15 protein-coding genes are annotated in these 14,684 nt (G+C 69.7%); 9 read left to right on the plus strand and 6 right to left on the minus strand.

All coding sequences use genetic code 11. From position 1 onward, the window contains the following. Positions 1 to 198 precede the first annotated feature (198 nt). The gene (locus TX83_RS01355; protein WP_064746118.1) at positions 199 to 1,209 is read right to left on the minus strand and encodes a zinc-dependent alcohol dehydrogenase family protein; all 1,011 of its coding nucleotides are present in this window, start codon (positions 1,207 to 1,209) and stop codon (positions 199 to 201) included. A gap of 145 nt (positions 1,210 to 1,354) precedes the next feature. On the opposite strand from TX83_RS01355, the gene TX83_RS01360 reads away from it, so the two are divergent. Then, a complete protein-coding gene (locus TX83_RS01360; RefSeq protein ID WP_064746119.1) occupies positions 1,355 to 2,296 on the plus strand; it encodes a LysR family transcriptional regulator in 942 nt (313 codons plus the stop codon). Positions 2,297 to 2,370: 74 nt separating this feature from the next. Here the strand turns inward: TX83_RS01360 and TX83_RS01365 are convergent, their stop codons facing one another. After that, positions 2,371 to 3,531 (minus strand): AAA family ATPase, encoded by a 1,161-nt coding sequence (locus tag TX83_RS01365; protein WP_064746177.1) that lies wholly within the window; start codon positions 3,529 to 3,531, stop codon positions 2,371 to 2,373. A gap of 401 nt (positions 3,532 to 3,932) precedes the next feature. Between TX83_RS01365 and TX83_RS01370 the strand changes: the two genes are divergently transcribed. From TX83_RS01370 to TX83_RS01385, 4 genes are all read left to right on the plus strand, one after another. Beyond that, entirely contained in the window at positions 3,933 to 4,898 is a 966-nt protein-coding gene (locus TX83_RS01370; protein WP_064746120.1) for a CsgG/HfaB family protein, read from the plus strand. 194 nt (positions 4,899 to 5,092) lie between these two features. Next, positions 5,093 to 5,968 carry an alpha/beta hydrolase gene (locus tag TX83_RS01375; RefSeq protein ID WP_079247975.1) on the plus strand — a complete coding sequence of 292 codons (876 nt, stop codon included), beginning with the start codon at positions 5,093 to 5,095 and terminating at the stop codon, positions 5,966 to 5,968. Between the two features lie 43 nt (positions 5,969 to 6,011). Next, positions 6,012 to 6,362 carry a VOC family protein gene (locus TX83_RS01380; RefSeq protein ID WP_064746122.1) on the plus strand — a complete coding sequence of 117 codons (351 nt, stop codon included), beginning with the start codon at positions 6,012 to 6,014 and terminating at the stop codon, positions 6,360 to 6,362. Between the two features lie 65 nt (positions 6,363 to 6,427). Beyond that, positions 6,428 to 6,664, plus strand: a complete 237-nt coding sequence (locus TX83_RS01385; RefSeq protein WP_141233297.1) for a hypothetical protein — start codon at positions 6,428 to 6,430, stop codon at positions 6,662 to 6,664. Between the two features lie 37 nt (positions 6,665 to 6,701). Here TX83_RS01385 and TX83_RS01390 read toward each other — a convergent pair whose 3' ends face one another. After that, positions 6,702 to 8,126 carry an MATE family efflux transporter gene (locus TX83_RS01390; RefSeq protein WP_064746124.1) on the minus strand — a complete coding sequence of 475 codons (1,425 nt, stop codon included), beginning with the start codon at positions 8,124 to 8,126 and terminating at the stop codon, positions 6,702 to 6,704. 238 nt (positions 8,127 to 8,364) lie between these two features. Here TX83_RS01390 and TX83_RS01395 point away from each other — a divergent pair, with 238 nt between their 5' ends. Next, entirely contained in the window at positions 8,365 to 8,808 is a 444-nt protein-coding gene (locus tag TX83_RS01395; protein ID WP_064746125.1) for an SRPBCC family protein, read from the plus strand. Positions 8,809 to 9,009: 201 nt separating this feature from the next. Here TX83_RS01395 and hutU read toward each other — a convergent pair whose 3' ends face one another. After that, on the minus strand, positions 9,010 to 10,680 hold the full coding sequence (hutU, locus tag TX83_RS01400) for a urocanate hydratase (RefSeq protein ID WP_064746126.1): 1,671 nt from the start codon (positions 10,678 to 10,680) through the stop codon (positions 9,010 to 9,012). A gap of 144 nt (positions 10,681 to 10,824) precedes the next feature. Here hutU and TX83_RS01405 point away from each other — a divergent pair, with 144 nt between their 5' ends. From TX83_RS01405 to TX83_RS01415, 3 genes are all read left to right on the plus strand, one after another. Continuing rightward, positions 10,825 to 11,409: a TetR/AcrR family transcriptional regulator gene (locus tag TX83_RS01405; RefSeq protein ID WP_064746127.1), complete on the plus strand. Its 585-nt coding sequence runs from the start codon at positions 10,825 to 10,827 to the stop codon at positions 11,407 to 11,409. Between the two features lie 153 nt (positions 11,410 to 11,562). After that, entirely contained in the window at positions 11,563 to 12,420 is an 858-nt protein-coding gene (locus TX83_RS01410; protein ID WP_064746128.1) for an N-acyl homoserine lactonase family protein, read from the plus strand. Between the two features lie 111 nt (positions 12,421 to 12,531). Continuing rightward, positions 12,532 to 13,527, plus strand: coding sequence for a hypothetical protein (locus TX83_RS01415; protein WP_064746129.1), 996 nt, complete (start codon positions 12,532 to 12,534; stop codon positions 13,525 to 13,527). Positions 13,528 to 13,650: 123 nt separating this feature from the next. Here TX83_RS01415 and TX83_RS01420 read toward each other — a convergent pair whose 3' ends face one another. Next, entirely contained in the window at positions 13,651 to 13,965 is a 315-nt protein-coding gene (locus TX83_RS01420) for a hypothetical protein (protein ID WP_064746130.1), read from the minus strand. Between the two features lie 101 nt (positions 13,966 to 14,066). Further along, a complete protein-coding gene (locus TX83_RS01425) occupies positions 14,067 to 14,627 on the minus strand; it encodes a YybH family protein (protein ID WP_141233298.1) in 561 nt (186 codons plus the stop codon). Positions 14,628 to 14,684 lie beyond the last annotated feature (57 nt).

Consider the following 14,684-nt stretch of genomic DNA (forward strand, 5'->3'; position numbering starts at 1 on the left):
CTGAGGCCGCAGGGACGATCCGCCGAAGATCGCACGAAGACGCCGCCGCAGGCATCGGCGAAAAGTCGCAACCGCCCCATGCCGACGCCTGAAGCAAAACGCCGGGCGAACCCGGCGTCTTGTCGTGAGAGCGACGAGGGACGTCGAATCACGGCGCCCGCGTTTGCGGACTCCTATCCCGAAACCCCGATCCCCGCCTCAAACCGCAATCACCACCTTGCCGAAGTGCGCCCCATCGCGCAGGTAGGCATAGGCCTCGTTCGCCTGATCGAAGCCGAACACGCGGTCGACCGCCGGCACGATCTTGTTGACGCCGACGAAGCGCGACAGGTCCTCGCCCATCGTCCGGCTGCCGACGTAGATGCCGGCCAGGCGCTTGGCCCCGGCGATCACCGAGAACGGATCGAATTCGCCGGCGAAGCCGCTGACACCGCCGATCACGGCGATGGTGCCGCCCATGGTCGCCGCGTCGATCGAGCGCTGCAGGGTGCCCTTGCCGCCGACCTCCAGCACCGCGTCGACACCGCGGCCGCCGGTCAGTTCGAGCACGTCGCGCTGCCATTCCGGCTGGCTGCGGTAGTTGATCGTGGCGTCGGCGCCGAGCGCCTTGGCGCGGACCAGCTTGTCGTCGCTGGAGGAGGTCACGAAGGCCTGCAGGCCGGCGGCCTTGGCCAGCTGCAAGCCCCAGATCGACACGCCGCCGGTGCCGAGCAGCAGCACGCTGGCCCCGGGGGCCAGCCGCGATTCGACGAACAAGGCGTTCCAGGCGGTCACGCCGGCGCAGGTCAGGGTCGCGGCTTCGGCGTCGCTCAAGTGCGCCGGCACTGCGAACAGCGAGCGTTCGCCGGTCACCAACTCTTCGCTCAACACGCCTTCCGCGCCGCCGCCGAACGCATCGCGGGTCGCATGCGGAGTCGGCGCGCCGTCGTGCCAATGCGGGAAGAAGCTGGTGGCGACGCGATCGCCGACTTTCCAGCGGCCGACCTGGGGACCGATCTCGACGATCTCGCCGACCGCGTCGGAGCCCGGCACCAACGGCGCGTCGGACGGCACCGGATAACTGCCGCCGGCGACCATCAGGTCGCGGTAGTTCAGCGAAACGGCGCGCACGCGCACCCGTACCTGGTCGCCGCTGAGCGGCGCGGATGCGCGTTCGAAAGATTCCAGAGCGCCGATGCCGGCGCCGGCGCGGATGCGATAAGCCTTCATGTCTGTCTCGATAGGGAATGGGGGACGCGGCGCGCCGGAAGCATCGTGGCGATGCGGCGGCGACCGAGTGGGCGTACGATATCGCTTCCGATATCGATCCAGTGGTTCATTTCACTCCGATATTTGTATCCCCATAGGAACCAATATGGCCGTCAACGACCGACTCCTCGGCATCGTCGCCTTCGTCCAATCCGCCGAGGCCGGCGGCTTCGCCACCGCCGCCGAACGCCTGGGCGTGACCCGCTCGGCGATCGGCAAGCGCATCGCGCGCCTGGAACAGCAGCTCGGCGTGCGCCTGTTCCACCGCAGCACCCGCCGCCAGAGCCTGACCGACGACGGCCAGGCCTACTACGAGCGCTGCGTCAAAGCCCTGGCCGAGCTCGACGCCGCCGAGGCCGCGCTCGACAGCGGCCGGCGCGAACCCAGCGGACGATTGCGGGTCAGCGCGCCGGTGCAGTTCGGCCGCCATTGCGTGGCGCCGGTAATGCTGGAACTGGCGCGTCGCCATCCGCGGCTGGAGATCGACCTGTCGTTCAACGACCGCTATGTCGATCTGGTCGAGGAAGGCTACGACCTGTCGATCCGCGTCGGCCGCCTGCCCGACAGCGCCACGCTGGCCGCGCGCCGGTTGACCGAAGAGGGCCTGGGCATCTGCGCTGCGCCCGCCTACCTGGCGCAGCGCGGACTGCCGCGCGACATCGACGGCTTCGCCGGCCACGACGCGATCCTCTATGGCCGCAACGGCCAGAACGTGGCCTGGCAACTGCGCGACGACGACGGCCGGGTGCGCGAGCCGCAGGTCAATGCGCGCCTGCGCTTCGACGATCTGCAGGCGATCGCCGACGCGGCGGTGGCCGGCGCCGGCCTGGCCATGCTGCCGTGCTGGATGCTGTCGCGGCATATCCGCGCCGGCGAACTGCAGCTGGTGATGCACGCCGACCGGGTGGTCGGCACCCGCATCCACGCGCTATGGCCGCATACCCACTACCTGCCGTTGCGTACGCGCGCGGCGATCGACCTGCTGGTGGAGCGGATTCCGGATCTGGTGGCGTGGGATCGGAACGATCGCAATGCCGTGTGCAGGTAGGTGCGGCGGACGGCGCGGATCCTGTGTGGGGGCCGTCGGCCGCGTGCCGTCAACAACAAATCCCGCCTGCCCCCTCACCGTTCCGGCCAGTACCACGCCGGCGCATCCAGCATTCCCTGTCCGACGATGCCGGTCTGGCTGAACTGCTTCTCCAGCCGGATGCTGTTGCAGTCGGCTTCCTGCTCCAAGGCCGCGATCAAGCGCGCAGCGTGCGATACCACCCACACCTGGGTGCGCCGCGACGCGTGCGCGATCAAGCGCGCCAACGCGGGCAACAGGTCCGGGTGCAGGCTGGTCTCGGGCTCGTTCAGCACCATCAACGGCGGCGGCCGCGGCGTGTGCAGCGCGGCGATCCACAACAGATAACGCAGCGTACCGTCGGACAGCTCGGCCGCCGACAGCGGCCGCAACAGGCCGTGCTGATGGAATTCGAGCGCGAACAGCGCCTCGCGGCCAGCGACGTCGACCCGCGCACCGGGAAAGGCATCGCTCACCGCCGCCGCCAAAGCCTGCGGGTCGCCGATCTCCAGGATGGTCTGCCAGGCCGCGGCCAGATCGCGGCCGTCGTGGCTCAGCACCGGCGTGCGCGTGCCCAGCTGCGGTTGCCGCGACGGCGCCTGCGCGTCGCTGCGGAAATGGTCGTAGAAGCGCCAGCCGCGGATGGTCTCGCGCAGGCTCAGCACCTCCGGCGCCGCCTGCGGATCGGCGAGCTGGCCGAACAGGCTGTCGAACGGGTTCAGGCCCTCGGCCGCGACCCGCCAACCGCGCCCCTCGCGCACCCGCGCCAGGCCGGCGCGGCGGTCGACCAGCAGATTGGCCGGGCGCAGGAACGGCCCGGCCCAGATCGCCTCGCGCTTGATCTCCGGGTCGTGGGCGAAGCGCGAGCGGCTCGGCATGGGCAGGCCCAAGTCGATCGCATAGCCGTAGTCGTCGCCGGCGAAGCCCAGCCGCAACGCCACCGGCGCCTGCCGGCCGGTGCCCTGCACCGGCACTTCGCCGCGGCGCATGCGCGGCGAGATCGTCTCCGGCCCGGCCCATAGTGTCGAGCCCAGGCCGCCTTCGGCCGCCAGCGCCGGCACCACCCCGCCCTGTGCGGTTTCGGCCAGCAAGCGCAAGGCGCGATAGAGATTGGACTTGCCGCTGCCGTTGGCGCCGGTGACCACGTTGAGCCGCCCCATCGGCAGCACCAGCTCGCGCAGCGATCGGTAGTTGGCGATGGCGAGGGTATGCAGCATGGCGAACACCCGGCAGTGAACGGACGGCCCGAGGCCACAATGCGGCAGTATCGCCCGCGGTATTCGCAGCCGGTGAGACGCTGCCGACGATGCGTCCTAACGAGGGCGCGTCGGACGCCCGCCCGTCCCTCCGACGCGAACCGGCCGCCCGTCGCCACCTGTCAAAGTCGACGGGTCGGCCTGGCCTGCAAACTAGTGTGATGCCGTTATCATTGCCGGGCGTACCACCACCGCGGCGCCCGCCGCCGCGGCTTTCGTTCTGGGGACTCCGGCCGACCTCCCGCTGCAACGCAGCGATGGCCTGCGAGAGGGACGATGGGGTGGCGCAGGCACCGCGGCGCAGACCGCGGCTCTTTCAGGAACGCACGGTCGCCCCAGGCGGCCGTTTCAAGGACTAGACGATGAAAACCGCAAGCAGGGGCATTCAAGTGGTGGCATGCGTGCTCGGAGTGGGCCTGGCGCTGAGCGCCGCGCCGACCTGGGCCCAGCGCAAGAGCGCGCAGGACATCCGCGCCCAGAAGATGACCGAGATCCCCACCTGCTCCAAGAACCTCGGCGCCATCTCCGTGATCGAGCCGGAGGACGGGGTCAACTGGTGGAGCGGCCAGCAGTTGCCGGCCCCGAGCAAGCTGATCAAGGTGTTCGTGCAGAAGTCGCGCTGCTTCACCCTGGTCGACCGCGGCGCCGGCATGGACATGGCGATGCGCGAGCGCGACCTGGCCTCCAGCGGCCAGTTGCGCAACAAGTCCAACATCGGCAAGGGCCAGATCCGCGCCGCCGACTACATCCTGGTGCCGGACCTGATCGCCAAGAACAGCAACGCCGGCGGCAACGCCATCGGCGGCCTGCTCGGCGGTCTGATCGGCGGCAAGGCCGGCGCGGTCGCCGGCAACCTCAACTTCAACAAGAAGACCGCCGACGTGGTCCTGACCGTGACCGACGTGCGCTCCTCCGAGCAGGTCGCGATGGCCGAGGGCAGCGCCAAGAAGACCGACATCGGCTTCGGCGCCGGCGGCACCCTATGGGGCGGCAGCGGCCTGGGCGGCGCCGGCGTGTCCGGCTACGCCAACACCGAAATCGGCCAGGTCATCACCATGGCCTACCTGCAGGCCTACACCAACCTGGTCACCGAACTGGGCGGCCTGTCGGGCAACGCCTCGGCCTCGAACTCGCAGCAGGCGGTGACCGTGGTCAAGGCCGCGCGTCTGTTCGCCAATTCGTCGGGCAGCGGCAAGGTCGTGCGTCCGCTCGACCCGGGCATGATGCTGTACCCGACCGGCAACAAGCAGGGCGCGATGTGGGAAGTCGAGGACGAACTCGGCAACAAGGGCTGGGTGTCTTCGCTGGCGATGGAACTGTCCAAGTAAACCGAGCCGCGCCACGGCGCGTTCGATGCGCAGGGAGGCCGCCGGGCGACCGGCGGCCTTTTTCGTGCCGGCGCGCCGGCGCATGCAGGCCGCGTCGCCTACGCGGCCTTCCCTTGCGGCGCGCGAACGGCGATACATGAGGCTGTCGCCGGCCCGCAACGCGCCGCCGGCGGCGACGCCGTCAAGGAGGATCCATGAAGTCAGTCCCTCGTCTGTGCCTGCTATTGCTGATCGCCGCGCTGTCCGCCTGCACCTGGCACGTGCGCGAGGACAACATCGTGATCGCGCGCGCCGCGCCGGCGGCCGACCTGGCCGCGTTGCGCGCGCAACTGCCGGCTTACCGCATCGAAGAGACCCGCATCGCCGCCGACGGCGCGCAGTTGTATGCGCTGCGCTTCCTGCGCCGCGACGCAGTCGCCACCGTGCTGTACTTCGGCGGCAACGGCTACACCGTCGCCAGGCACGCCGCGACCAGCGCCAAGGCCTATGCCGACGCGCCGGTCAATTTCGTCCTGGTCGATCATCGCGGCTACGGCGCGAGCACCGGCACGGCTTCGCTGGAGGCGCTGCTGGCCGACGCCGGCACGGTCTACGATCGCATGCGCGAGGACCCGGAGCTGGCCGGCCTGCCGCTGATCGTGCACGGCCACTCGCTGGGCAGCTTCATGGCCGGGCGGGTGGCGGCCCATCGCCGCCTCGACGGCCTGATTCTGGAAAGCTCGGTGACCAGCTTCGAGGACTGGGGCGCGCACATGCGTTCGCGGCAGAAGCTGTGGGCGCGGATGCTGGTGCGGCGCGTCGCTCCCGCCGGGGCGCTGGTCGGCCAGGGCAACCGCCCCGTCGTCGAAGCGCTGGACGAACCGGTGCTGTTCGTCGCCGGCGAACACGACGTCGCCACCCCGCCGCGCTTCGCCGAAGCCCTGTTTCAGGCCACGCCGCTGCCCGAGGGGCGCAAGCGCCTGCTGATCGTGCCGGCGCGCAATCATACTAACGCCGCCGATTCGCCCGAATTCCGCCAAGCCCTGTCCGCGTTCCTTGCCGAGTCCGTCGCTCCCCGGCCGGCCGGTTGACCCTTCCGTCTCTTCCCCTTCCACCGCTGCCCACGGAGCCGCCATGACCGCTTCCGACCGCAACCTGCGCCTGGACTACCTCGAATCCGCCGTCGCCGACATCGCCGCCGCCAAGGCCTTCTACGGCGCCGCTTTCGGCTGGACCTTCACCGACTACGGCCCGGACTACTGCGAATTCGACGACGGCCGCATGAAGGGCGGCTTCAACGCCCATGTCGCGCCCAAGCCGGGCGGTGCGCTGGTGGTGAGCTGCGCCGACGATCTCGCCGATGCCCGGCGCCGGGTCGAAGCGGCCGGTGCGCCGATCGTCGCCGAGCACGAATTCCCGGGCGGCCGCCGCTTCCACTTCGTCGACCCCGACGGCTACGAACTGGCGGTGTGGTCGGACCGCTGAAGCGCCGTCCCGGGCCGCGCCGGCTAAACCGCAGCCGGCGCGGCGCTTTTCCAGGAGAACGCACGATGGCATTGGACGCGATAGGCGACGTATTGGGCGGCGCCTTGAGGCTGCTCGGACGCGTGCTGTTCGAAGGCGTGGTCGAACTGTTGCTGCACGGCACCGGCTGGGTGCTGTTGAAGCCGTTCTACGGCAAGAAGGAACCTGGCGAGGCATTGTGCGCGCTGGTCGGACTCGCGGCTTGGACCGCGTTCGCGGCCGCGGCCTTCTTCGCTTACCGCTACCTGCATCCGCCCGGGTAGCGTCCGGCCGCCGCGCGCGACGCGCCGCCGCCTGCCGCTACACCTGCGCGTTCTTCCATCGCCCCCGGGTGAACAGCCACAGAGTGAACACGCCGACCGCGGTCTCGGACACGAACACGCCCCAGAACACGCCGGAGTGCTGCCAGTCCAGCGAGATCGCCAGCAGGTAGGACAGCGGGATCTGGATCAGCCAGAAGAACACCACGTTGATCTTGGTCGGGGTCATGGTGTCGCCGGCGCCGTTGAAGGCCTGCACGGTGACCATCCACCAGCCGTAGATGAAGAACGAGTACGACAGGATCCGCAGCCATTCGGCGCCGATCCGCACCACCTCGGGATCGGCGGTGAAGATGCTCACCAACTGCCGCGGCAGGGCGAAGAACAGCACCGAGATCGCGACCAGATAGGCCATGTTGTACCAGCCGATCCGCCACACCGAGGCCTCGGCGCGCTCCGGATGGCCGGCGCCGAGGTTCTGTCCGACCAGGGTCGCGGCCGCGTTGGACATGCCCCAGGCCGGCATCATCGTGAACATCATGATGCGGATGGCGATGGTCGCGCCGGCCACGGCCTCGCTGCCGATGCTGGCGAGGATGCGCATCAGGAAGATCCACGAGGTCATCGCCACGATCATCTGGCCGACCCCGCCGAGCGAGGTGCGCACGATGTTCCACAGCATGGCGCCGCGCCACACCAGCTGCGCCGCGGTCACCCGGATGTGCTTGCCGCCGCGGAACAGCACCCACAACTGGTAGGCCACGCCGATGCCGCGCCCGATGTTGGTGGCGATCGCCGCGCCCTCGATGCCGAGTTCGGGCGCCGGCCCCAGGCCGAAGATCAGGATCGGGCACAGCAGGATGTTGAGGCCGTTGGACAGCCACAGCACCCGCATCGCGATCGCCGCGTCGCCGGCGCCGCGGAAGATCGCGTTGATCACGAACAGCAGCATGATCACCGCGTTGCCGCCGAGCATCCACTGCGTGTAGCGGTAGCCGTGCTCGATGCTCCAAGCGTCGGCGCCCATCAGCCGCAACAGGTCCTGGGCATAGACGATGCCGGTCAGCGCCGGCAACACCGATACCAGCAGGGCGATGAAGATCGCCTGCACCGCGGTGATGCCGGCTTCCTCGCGCTTGCCTTCGCCGATGCGCCGGGCCACCACCGCGGTCACCGCCATCGCCAGGCCCATCGCCACCGCATACAGCAGGAACAGATAGCTCTCGGTCAGCCCGACCGTGGCCACCGCCGACGGCCCGAGCTTGGCGACGAAGAAGATGTCGACCACCGCGAAGGTGGACTCCAGCACCAGTTCCAGCACCATCGGCACTGCGAGCAGGAACACGGCGCGGCGCAACGGAATCTTGGTGTAATCGGCATCGGTGCCGCGCACCGCTTCGCGCAGCTCGCGCCACAGCGAAGGCGGTGCGGCGGTCGGTTCGACGGCGGAGAGGTCCTGGGTCATCGCAGGCTCCGTGCAGTGATGGCACCGCCCGATGATAGGGGCCCTGCCCGGCTTGGCTAGTGACAACAGTCCGATGAATCGGGGGCCGTTTGGCGGTTTCGGCCGGTTTACGGCCTGCGCTACAACCTGAACCGCGCGTCGCGCCGTCGTCGCGGGCGGCGTCCATCGCCGATGTCGATTCCGCTTCCGTCCGTTCGTCGCAATGGATGAGGGCTTCACCTCGTTACGGAGATCACCCATGAGCAACACCGTTCGCCTGCTGCGCGTCTTCACCGCCCCGCCGGAGCGCGTCTACCGCGCCTTCCTCGACCCCGCCGCCCTGTGCAAGTGGCTGCCGCCGGACGGCTTCACCTGCACCGTGCACGAGCTGGAAGCCAAAGTCGGCGGCCGCTACCGCATGAGCTTCACCAATTTCGGCAGCAGCGACAGCCACAGCTTCGGCGGCACCTACCTGGAGCTGATGCCCGGCGAGCGCATCGTCCACGACGACCGCTTCGACGACCCCAACCTGCCCGGCACCATGGTCACCACCATCACCTTCCGCGCCGTGTCCTGCGGTACCGAAGTGCAGGTCGTGCAGGAAGGCATTCCGGACGTGATCCCGGCCGACCAGTGCCACCTGGGCTGGCAGGAATCGCTGACCCTGCTCGAACGCCTGGTCGAACCGACGATTCCGGGCTGAGCCCGAGCCGTCTGTCTGTAGGAGCGGCGTAAGCCGCGACCGCGACACCGGGCCTGCGGCGTAACTTGCGCCGCGGGCTGAAATCCCGCGGTCGCGGCTTGCGTCGCGTCTACCCTCGGCAGCGCCGCGGTTGTCGTGTCCCAAACGACGACGGCCCGCGAATGCGGGCCGTCGTGGCGAACGATGGACCGGCGGCGACGCTCAGAGCATCGGCAACTTCAGCCCCTGCTCCCTGGCGCAGGCCTGGGCGATCTCGTACCCGGCATCGGCATGGCGCATGACCCCGGTGCCGGGGTCGTTCCACAGCACCCGGGCGATGCGCTTGTCGGCTTCTTCGCTGCCGTCGCAGACGATGACCACCCCGGAGTGTTGCGAATAGCCCATGCCGACGCCGCCGCCGTGGTGCAGCGAGACCCAGGTCGCGCCGCCGGCGACGTTGAGCATGGCGTTGAGCAAGGGCCAGTCGCTCACCGCGTCGCTGCCGTCGCGCATCGCCTCGGTCTCGCGGTTCGGCGAAGCCACCGAGCCGCTGTCGAGGTGGTCGCGGCCGATCACCACCGGCGCCTTCAGCTCGCCGTTGCGCACCATTTCGTTGAACGCCAGGCCGAGCTTGTGGCGCAGGCCCAGGCCGACCCAGCAGATGCGCGCCGGCAGGCCCTGGAAGCTGATCCGCTCGCGCGCCATGTCCAGCCAACGATGCAGGTGCGGATCGTCGGCGATGATTTGCTTGACCTTCGCGTCGGTCTTGTAGATGTCGTCCGGATCTCCGCTGAGCGCGACCCAGCGGAACGGGCCGACGCCGCGGCAGAACAACGGGCGCACATAGGCCGGAACGAAACCCGGGAAATCGAAGGCGTTGGCGCAGCCTTCGTCCTTGGCCATCTGGCGGATGTTGTTGCCGTAGTCCACGGTCGGAATGCCTCGGGCGTGGAAGGCCAGCATGGCTTCGACGTGCACGCGCATCGACTTCTTGGCTTCGTCGCGGACTCGGGCCGGGTCGCTGCTCTGCGCTTCCAGCCACTGCTCCACGGTCCAGCCGATCGGCAGGTAGCCGTGCACCGGATCGTGCGCCGAGGTCTGGTCGGTGACGCAGTCCGGACGCACGCCGCGGCGGACCAGCTCGGGCAGGATCTCCGCAGCGTTGCCGAGCAGGGCGATCGACTTGGCCTCGCCGGCGGCGGTGTACTTGGCGATCCGCGCCAACGCGTCGTCGAGGTCGTGGGCCTGCTCGTCGACGTAGCGGGTGCGCAGGCGGAAGTCGATGCTGGTCTGGCGGCACTCGATGGTCAGCGAGCTGGCGCCGGCCAGGGAGGCGGCCAGCGGCTGCGCGCCGCCCATGCCGCCGAGGCCGGCGGTCAGGATCCACTTGCCCTTGAGGTCGCCGCCGTAGTGCTGGCGGCCCATCTCGACGAAGGTCTCGTAAGTGCCCTGGACGATGCCCTGCGAGCCGATGTAGATCCACGAGCCGGCCGTCATCTGGCCGTACATCATCAGGCCTTTTTTATCGAGCTCGTTGAAGTGCTCCCAGTTGGCCCAATGCGGCACCAGGTTGGAGTTGGCCAACAGCACGCGCGGCGCGTCGGCGTGGGTCGGGAACACGCCGACCGGCTTGCCGGACTGGATCAGCAGGGTCTCGTTGTCTTCCAGCTCGCGCAGCGACTTGAGGATGGCGTCGAAGCTCTCCCAGTCGCGCGCGGCGCGGCCGATGCCGCCGTAGACCACCAGCGCGGCCGGATTCTCGGCCACCTCGGGGTCGAGGTTGTTCTGGATCATGCGGAAGGCGGCTTCGCTGAGCCAGGACTTGCAGCTCTTTTCGCTGCCGCGCGGCGCGCGGACGACACGGGAGGGATCGAGGCGGGTGCCTGCGGACATGACGAGGTTCCGGCGGGTGGGATGGCGAAATTATCGCGCCGCGTTGCGCGCGCCCGCCAGCGCCGGCGCCGCCGCACCGGCCCGTACAGGCGGGAAAACGGGGCGAATTTGCCCTTCCCGGCCGCCGATGTATACGCTGTATACATGAGCGCCGCCGCCACCGCCGACCGGATCCTGCGTGCCGCCCGCACGCTGTTCGAACGCGGCGGTGCGCAGGCGGTGACCATGCGCCGCATCGGCGATGCGGTCGGCATCACCCCGATGGCGATCTACCGCCATTTCCGCAACCGCGAAGCCTTGCTGCAACGCATCTGCGACGACAGCTTCGAGCAGATCGCGCGCCACTGGAGCGCGCGCAGCGCCGGCGGCGACGTGATCGCGCGCCTGCTCGCGACCCAACGCATCTACCTCGACTACGCCCTGGCCCATCCGCATCTGTTCGATCACGCCTTCTCGATGCGGCGCGAGCGCGCCCGGCGATTCCCCGAGGATTTCCGCGCGCGCCTGTCGCCGACCTTGAACGTGGTCGCCGACCTGGTCGCCGAAGCGCAACGCGCGGGGCGACTGCGCGAGGGCGACGCCTGGGATCTGGCGATGACGTTGTGGGGGCACACCCACGGGTTGATCGCGCTGTACCGCGCCGGCCGCTTCAGCTACGGCGAAGCGGAGTTCCGCGCCTTCTACGACGCCTCGCTCGATCGCCTGCTGCACGGCCTGTTGGCCGGCTGAGCCGGGCGCGGATCGCGGCCGCCGCACCGGCGTCTGGTCCGGCGACCGGCGCTTGCGTCTCGACAGTCCGGCACGATAGTCCGCTGTCGGGCACAGCCTGCGCGGCGGGGCTTGGCGATAATCCACCCCCTCCCCACCGTCCGGATCCGCGCCATGCGCTTACGCCGTCGCCTCGCCGCACTGACCGCCACCCTGCTCGTCGCCGCCGCCGCGCAAGCCGCGCCGCCCAGCGCCAAGCCCTCGTCGCTGCGCGTCTACGCCATGGACTGCGGCCGCATCGAACTGCAGAACATGGACATGTTCTCCGACGCCGGCGAGTACGCCGGCCAGCCCGGCACCATGGCCGCGCCCTGCTTCCTGATCGTGCATCCCAAAGGCCGGCTGCTATGGGACACCGGCCTGGGCGACGCGATCGCGGCCAAGCCCGGTGGCGTGTTGCTGGAAGGCATGGGCATCCGCTTCACGGTCGAACGCACCCTGGCCGCGCAATTGGCCGAACTCGGACTGAGTCCGTCCGACATCGACTACGTCGCCCTGTCGCACCTGCATGCCGATCACAGCGGCAATCTCGGCCTGTTCCCCAAGGCGACCTGGGTGCTCAACCGCACCGAGCTGGAATGGGCCTCGGCCACGCCGACACCGATCGGCGTCGACCCCAAGCTGTTCGCCGGCTGGCGCCAGGCCAAACTGCGCGACGGCAACGACGACGACGATCTGTTCGGCGACGGCAGCGTGCGCATCCTGCGCACGCCCGGCCACACGCCCGGCCACCGCGTGCTGATGCTGCGCCTGGCCCACTTCGGCCCGTTGGTACTGTCCGGCGACCTCTGGCATACCCGAGCCAACTACCAGCGGTCGCGGGTGCCGGCGTTCAATCACAACCGCGCCGACACCATGGCCTCGTTCGAACGGGTCCAACGCTTGCTCGCCACCCATCCGGGCCAGGTGGTCGTGCAGCACGCGCCGGAGGATTTCGCCGCGCTGCCGAAGTTCCCGGCCTATATGGACTGAACCGCGATCGGCGAAGACGGGCTGCCGAAAGTTGGCTGACCTCCTGCACTGACGGGCGGCGCGGGCAGCGGCGAACCTGATCACCGTCCTCAAGCCCATCGCGAGTCCGCCATGCCGTTGCCGTCTTCGCCGTCGTTCCGCCTGCCATGGGCCGTCGCCTTGCTGGGCCTGGCGGCCTGGGCGCCGCTGCGCGCGCAGTCCGCCGAAACGTCCGCCGAGCCTACGCCGAAATTGCCATTGACCTTGCCGGCCACGCTCGAAGCCGGGCGGTTCTACCTGCATCCGCGACTGCACGGCGGGCGCGAACTGCGATTGTTCTCCGACAGCGGCGGCGGACTGCTGTTCACTCACGCCGGCGCCCGCGCGCTCGGCGTCGCACCGCAGTCCAGAACCGACAACGCGCCGCCGCAGTTGCTGACCTGGCCTCGATTCGACGCGCGCGCCTGGATTCCGGCACCGCAGAACGTCGAACGCGGCATACCGGTAGCGCCGGCGCCGCCGAATCAACAGCACTCGCTCGGCGACGGCATGATCGGCGCAGCCTGGTTCGGCGGACGCAGCTGGGAATTCGACTATCCGCGCGGCCGCTTGCGCCTGTTGCCCGCCGGTGCCCTACCCCGGGTCGATGCTGCGCACCGGGTCGAGCTGGGCTTCCAGAAGGACGCGCAAGGCCGGCCGACCACCCATTTCGCGCGCATTCCGGTGCGCATCGACGGCGAGGTCCTGCAGCTGCTGTTCGACACCGGCGCCAGTTTGATGCTGACCGAGCAAGGCGCGCGCGAATTGGGCGGCGGCCCCGCCCATCGCGCGGGCAGCTTCATCGCCGCCGGAGTTCTGCAGCGGTGGCACGACCGGCATCCGGACTGGCGGGTGGTCGAACACGGCGATCGCAACGGCAGCGGACGCCTGATCGAGGTGCCGGAGTTGGAAGTCGGCGGCTATCGGGTCGGCCCGGTGTGGTTCGCCGAACGCGCCGACCGCAATTTCCACGAGTACATGTCGCAGTGGATGGACCAACGCATCGACGGCGCGATCGGCGGCAACGCCTTCGCTACCCTGAAGGTCAGCGTCGACTACCCGTCCGCAACGGCGACGTTCGAACGCTGACGCCGGCGCGGGAGTGGGAGCGGAAAAATACGCCCGGCACGAGCCGGGCGTTCGATCGATCCAGAAGGGATCGGAACCGGGACGGTCGCGCGGACGGCGCGGACGGCGGTGGGTGGGCGCGCTTCAGCGCACCGAAGGATCGAGTTTGCGCAGCGCGCCGGCGACGTCGACCTCGCCGGTGCGCTGCAGGTCGTCGCGATCGTAGCGGCGACCGTACGCGGCGCACTCCTGCTTGGCGCGCGACTGGATGCGCGATCCGGTCTGGCGCAGGCAATAGCGATCGTCGGCGCGCAGCTTGGCGGCGGTCTGCGCGTCTTGCTTGGCATCGCGGCCGGCGTGCGCGTCTTGCGCGACGGCGGCGACGGCGGTAGTCGGAGTCTGTGCGGCAGCGGCGAACGCGAACGCGTACAGCGTGGCGGCGAGCATCGCGGATTTCATGGAACGCCTCCTGTGAATGGACAGGGATCGAGCGGTCGCATCCACGATACGCCGGCGCCGCCGCAGCCGCGGCGTAATGGCAATCGCCGTTTAAGGTCCTGTCAGCGTTTCGGGCAGGCCTCGCGGCGGCCGTTCTGGAACGCCATCGCCTCGGCTTCGCTGGCCGGACGCGGGGTCTGCCCGTCGTCGAACAGCACCCGCCAAACGCCGTCCCCGCCGCGATGCCAGACCGACTGGAACGCGCCCAGCGCATAACGCGGCTGCGCGCCCGGCTGCACGCGCTGGTACAGCGCCGGGCCGGTCGACCAGGCCACATCGCGCGCGCCGCCGATGGTCACCCGGGTCGGGTACCAGCGCAGCAAGGTTTGCTTGCCTTCGATCAGGCCGGCCCAACGGCGCGCGATTTGGTCGCGGCCGCGGGTCGGCTGCGGGCTGCCGGCGCCGAACGCGGCCTGCGGGTGCAGGTGTTCGGCGAAAGCCTCGGCATCGTGTTCCGCAACCGAACGGGCGAAGCTCAGCTCGCGCGCCCAAACCGCGCATTCGTCCGCGTCGAGCACCGCCGGCGGCGCCGGAGCCGGCGCGGGCACGGAGGGGGTCTGCGCAGCGGCGACGGCCCACCACGAGGCGGCGGCCAGGCAGGCGATGCGGACGGGAGTGCGCATGGACGGGGCTCCGCGGAAGTTGCGGTCACTATCGGCGGCTCGCTGCGGCGGCGCCAG

Source organism: Lysobacter antibioticus HS124 (assembly GCF_000336385.2).
Classification (GTDB): Bacteria; Pseudomonadota; Gammaproteobacteria; order Xanthomonadales; family Xanthomonadaceae; genus Lysobacter; species Lysobacter firmicutimachus.

Bases quoted from the DNA above. Each gene is read 5' to 3' on its own strand.
- TX83_RS01355 (WP_064746118.1), bottom strand. From the start codon at position 1,209: ATGAAGGCTTATCGCATCCGCGCCGGCGCCGGCATCGGCGCTCTGGAA.
- TX83_RS01360 (WP_064746119.1), top strand. From the start codon at position 1,355: ATGGCCGTCAACGACCGACTCCTCGGCATCGTCGCCTTCGTCCAATCC.
- TX83_RS01365 (WP_064746177.1), bottom strand. From the start codon at position 3,531: ATGCTGCATACCCTCGCCATCGCCAACTACCGATCGCTGCGCGAGCTG.
- TX83_RS01370 (WP_064746120.1), top strand. From the start codon at position 3,933: ATGAAAACCGCAAGCAGGGGCATTCAAGTGGTGGCATGCGTGCTCGGA.
- TX83_RS01375 (WP_079247975.1), top strand. From the start codon at position 5,093: ATGAAGTCAGTCCCTCGTCTGTGCCTGCTATTGCTGATCGCCGCGCTG.
- TX83_RS01380 (WP_064746122.1), top strand. From the start codon at position 6,012: ATGACCGCTTCCGACCGCAACCTGCGCCTGGACTACCTCGAATCCGCC.
- TX83_RS01385 (WP_141233297.1), top strand. From the start codon at position 6,428: ATGGCATTGGACGCGATAGGCGACGTATTGGGCGGCGCCTTGAGGCTG.
- TX83_RS01390 (WP_064746124.1), bottom strand. From the start codon at position 8,126: ATGACCCAGGACCTCTCCGCCGTCGAACCGACCGCCGCACCGCCTTCG.
- TX83_RS01395 (WP_064746125.1), top strand. From the start codon at position 8,365: ATGAGCAACACCGTTCGCCTGCTGCGCGTCTTCACCGCCCCGCCGGAG.
- hutU (WP_064746126.1), bottom strand. From the start codon at position 10,680: ATGTCCGCAGGCACCCGCCTCGATCCCTCCCGTGTCGTCCGCGCGCCG.
- TX83_RS01405 (WP_064746127.1), top strand. From the start codon at position 10,825: ATGAGCGCCGCCGCCACCGCCGACCGGATCCTGCGTGCCGCCCGCACG.
- TX83_RS01410 (WP_064746128.1), top strand. From the start codon at position 11,563: ATGCGCTTACGCCGTCGCCTCGCCGCACTGACCGCCACCCTGCTCGTC.
- TX83_RS01415 (WP_064746129.1), top strand. From the start codon at position 12,532: ATGCCGTTGCCGTCTTCGCCGTCGTTCCGCCTGCCATGGGCCGTCGCC.
- TX83_RS01420 (WP_064746130.1), bottom strand. From the start codon at position 13,965: ATGAAATCCGCGATGCTCGCCGCCACGCTGTACGCGTTCGCGTTCGCC.
- TX83_RS01425 (WP_141233298.1), bottom strand. From the start codon at position 14,627: ATGCGCACTCCCGTCCGCATCGCCTGCCTGGCCGCCGCCTCGTGGTGG.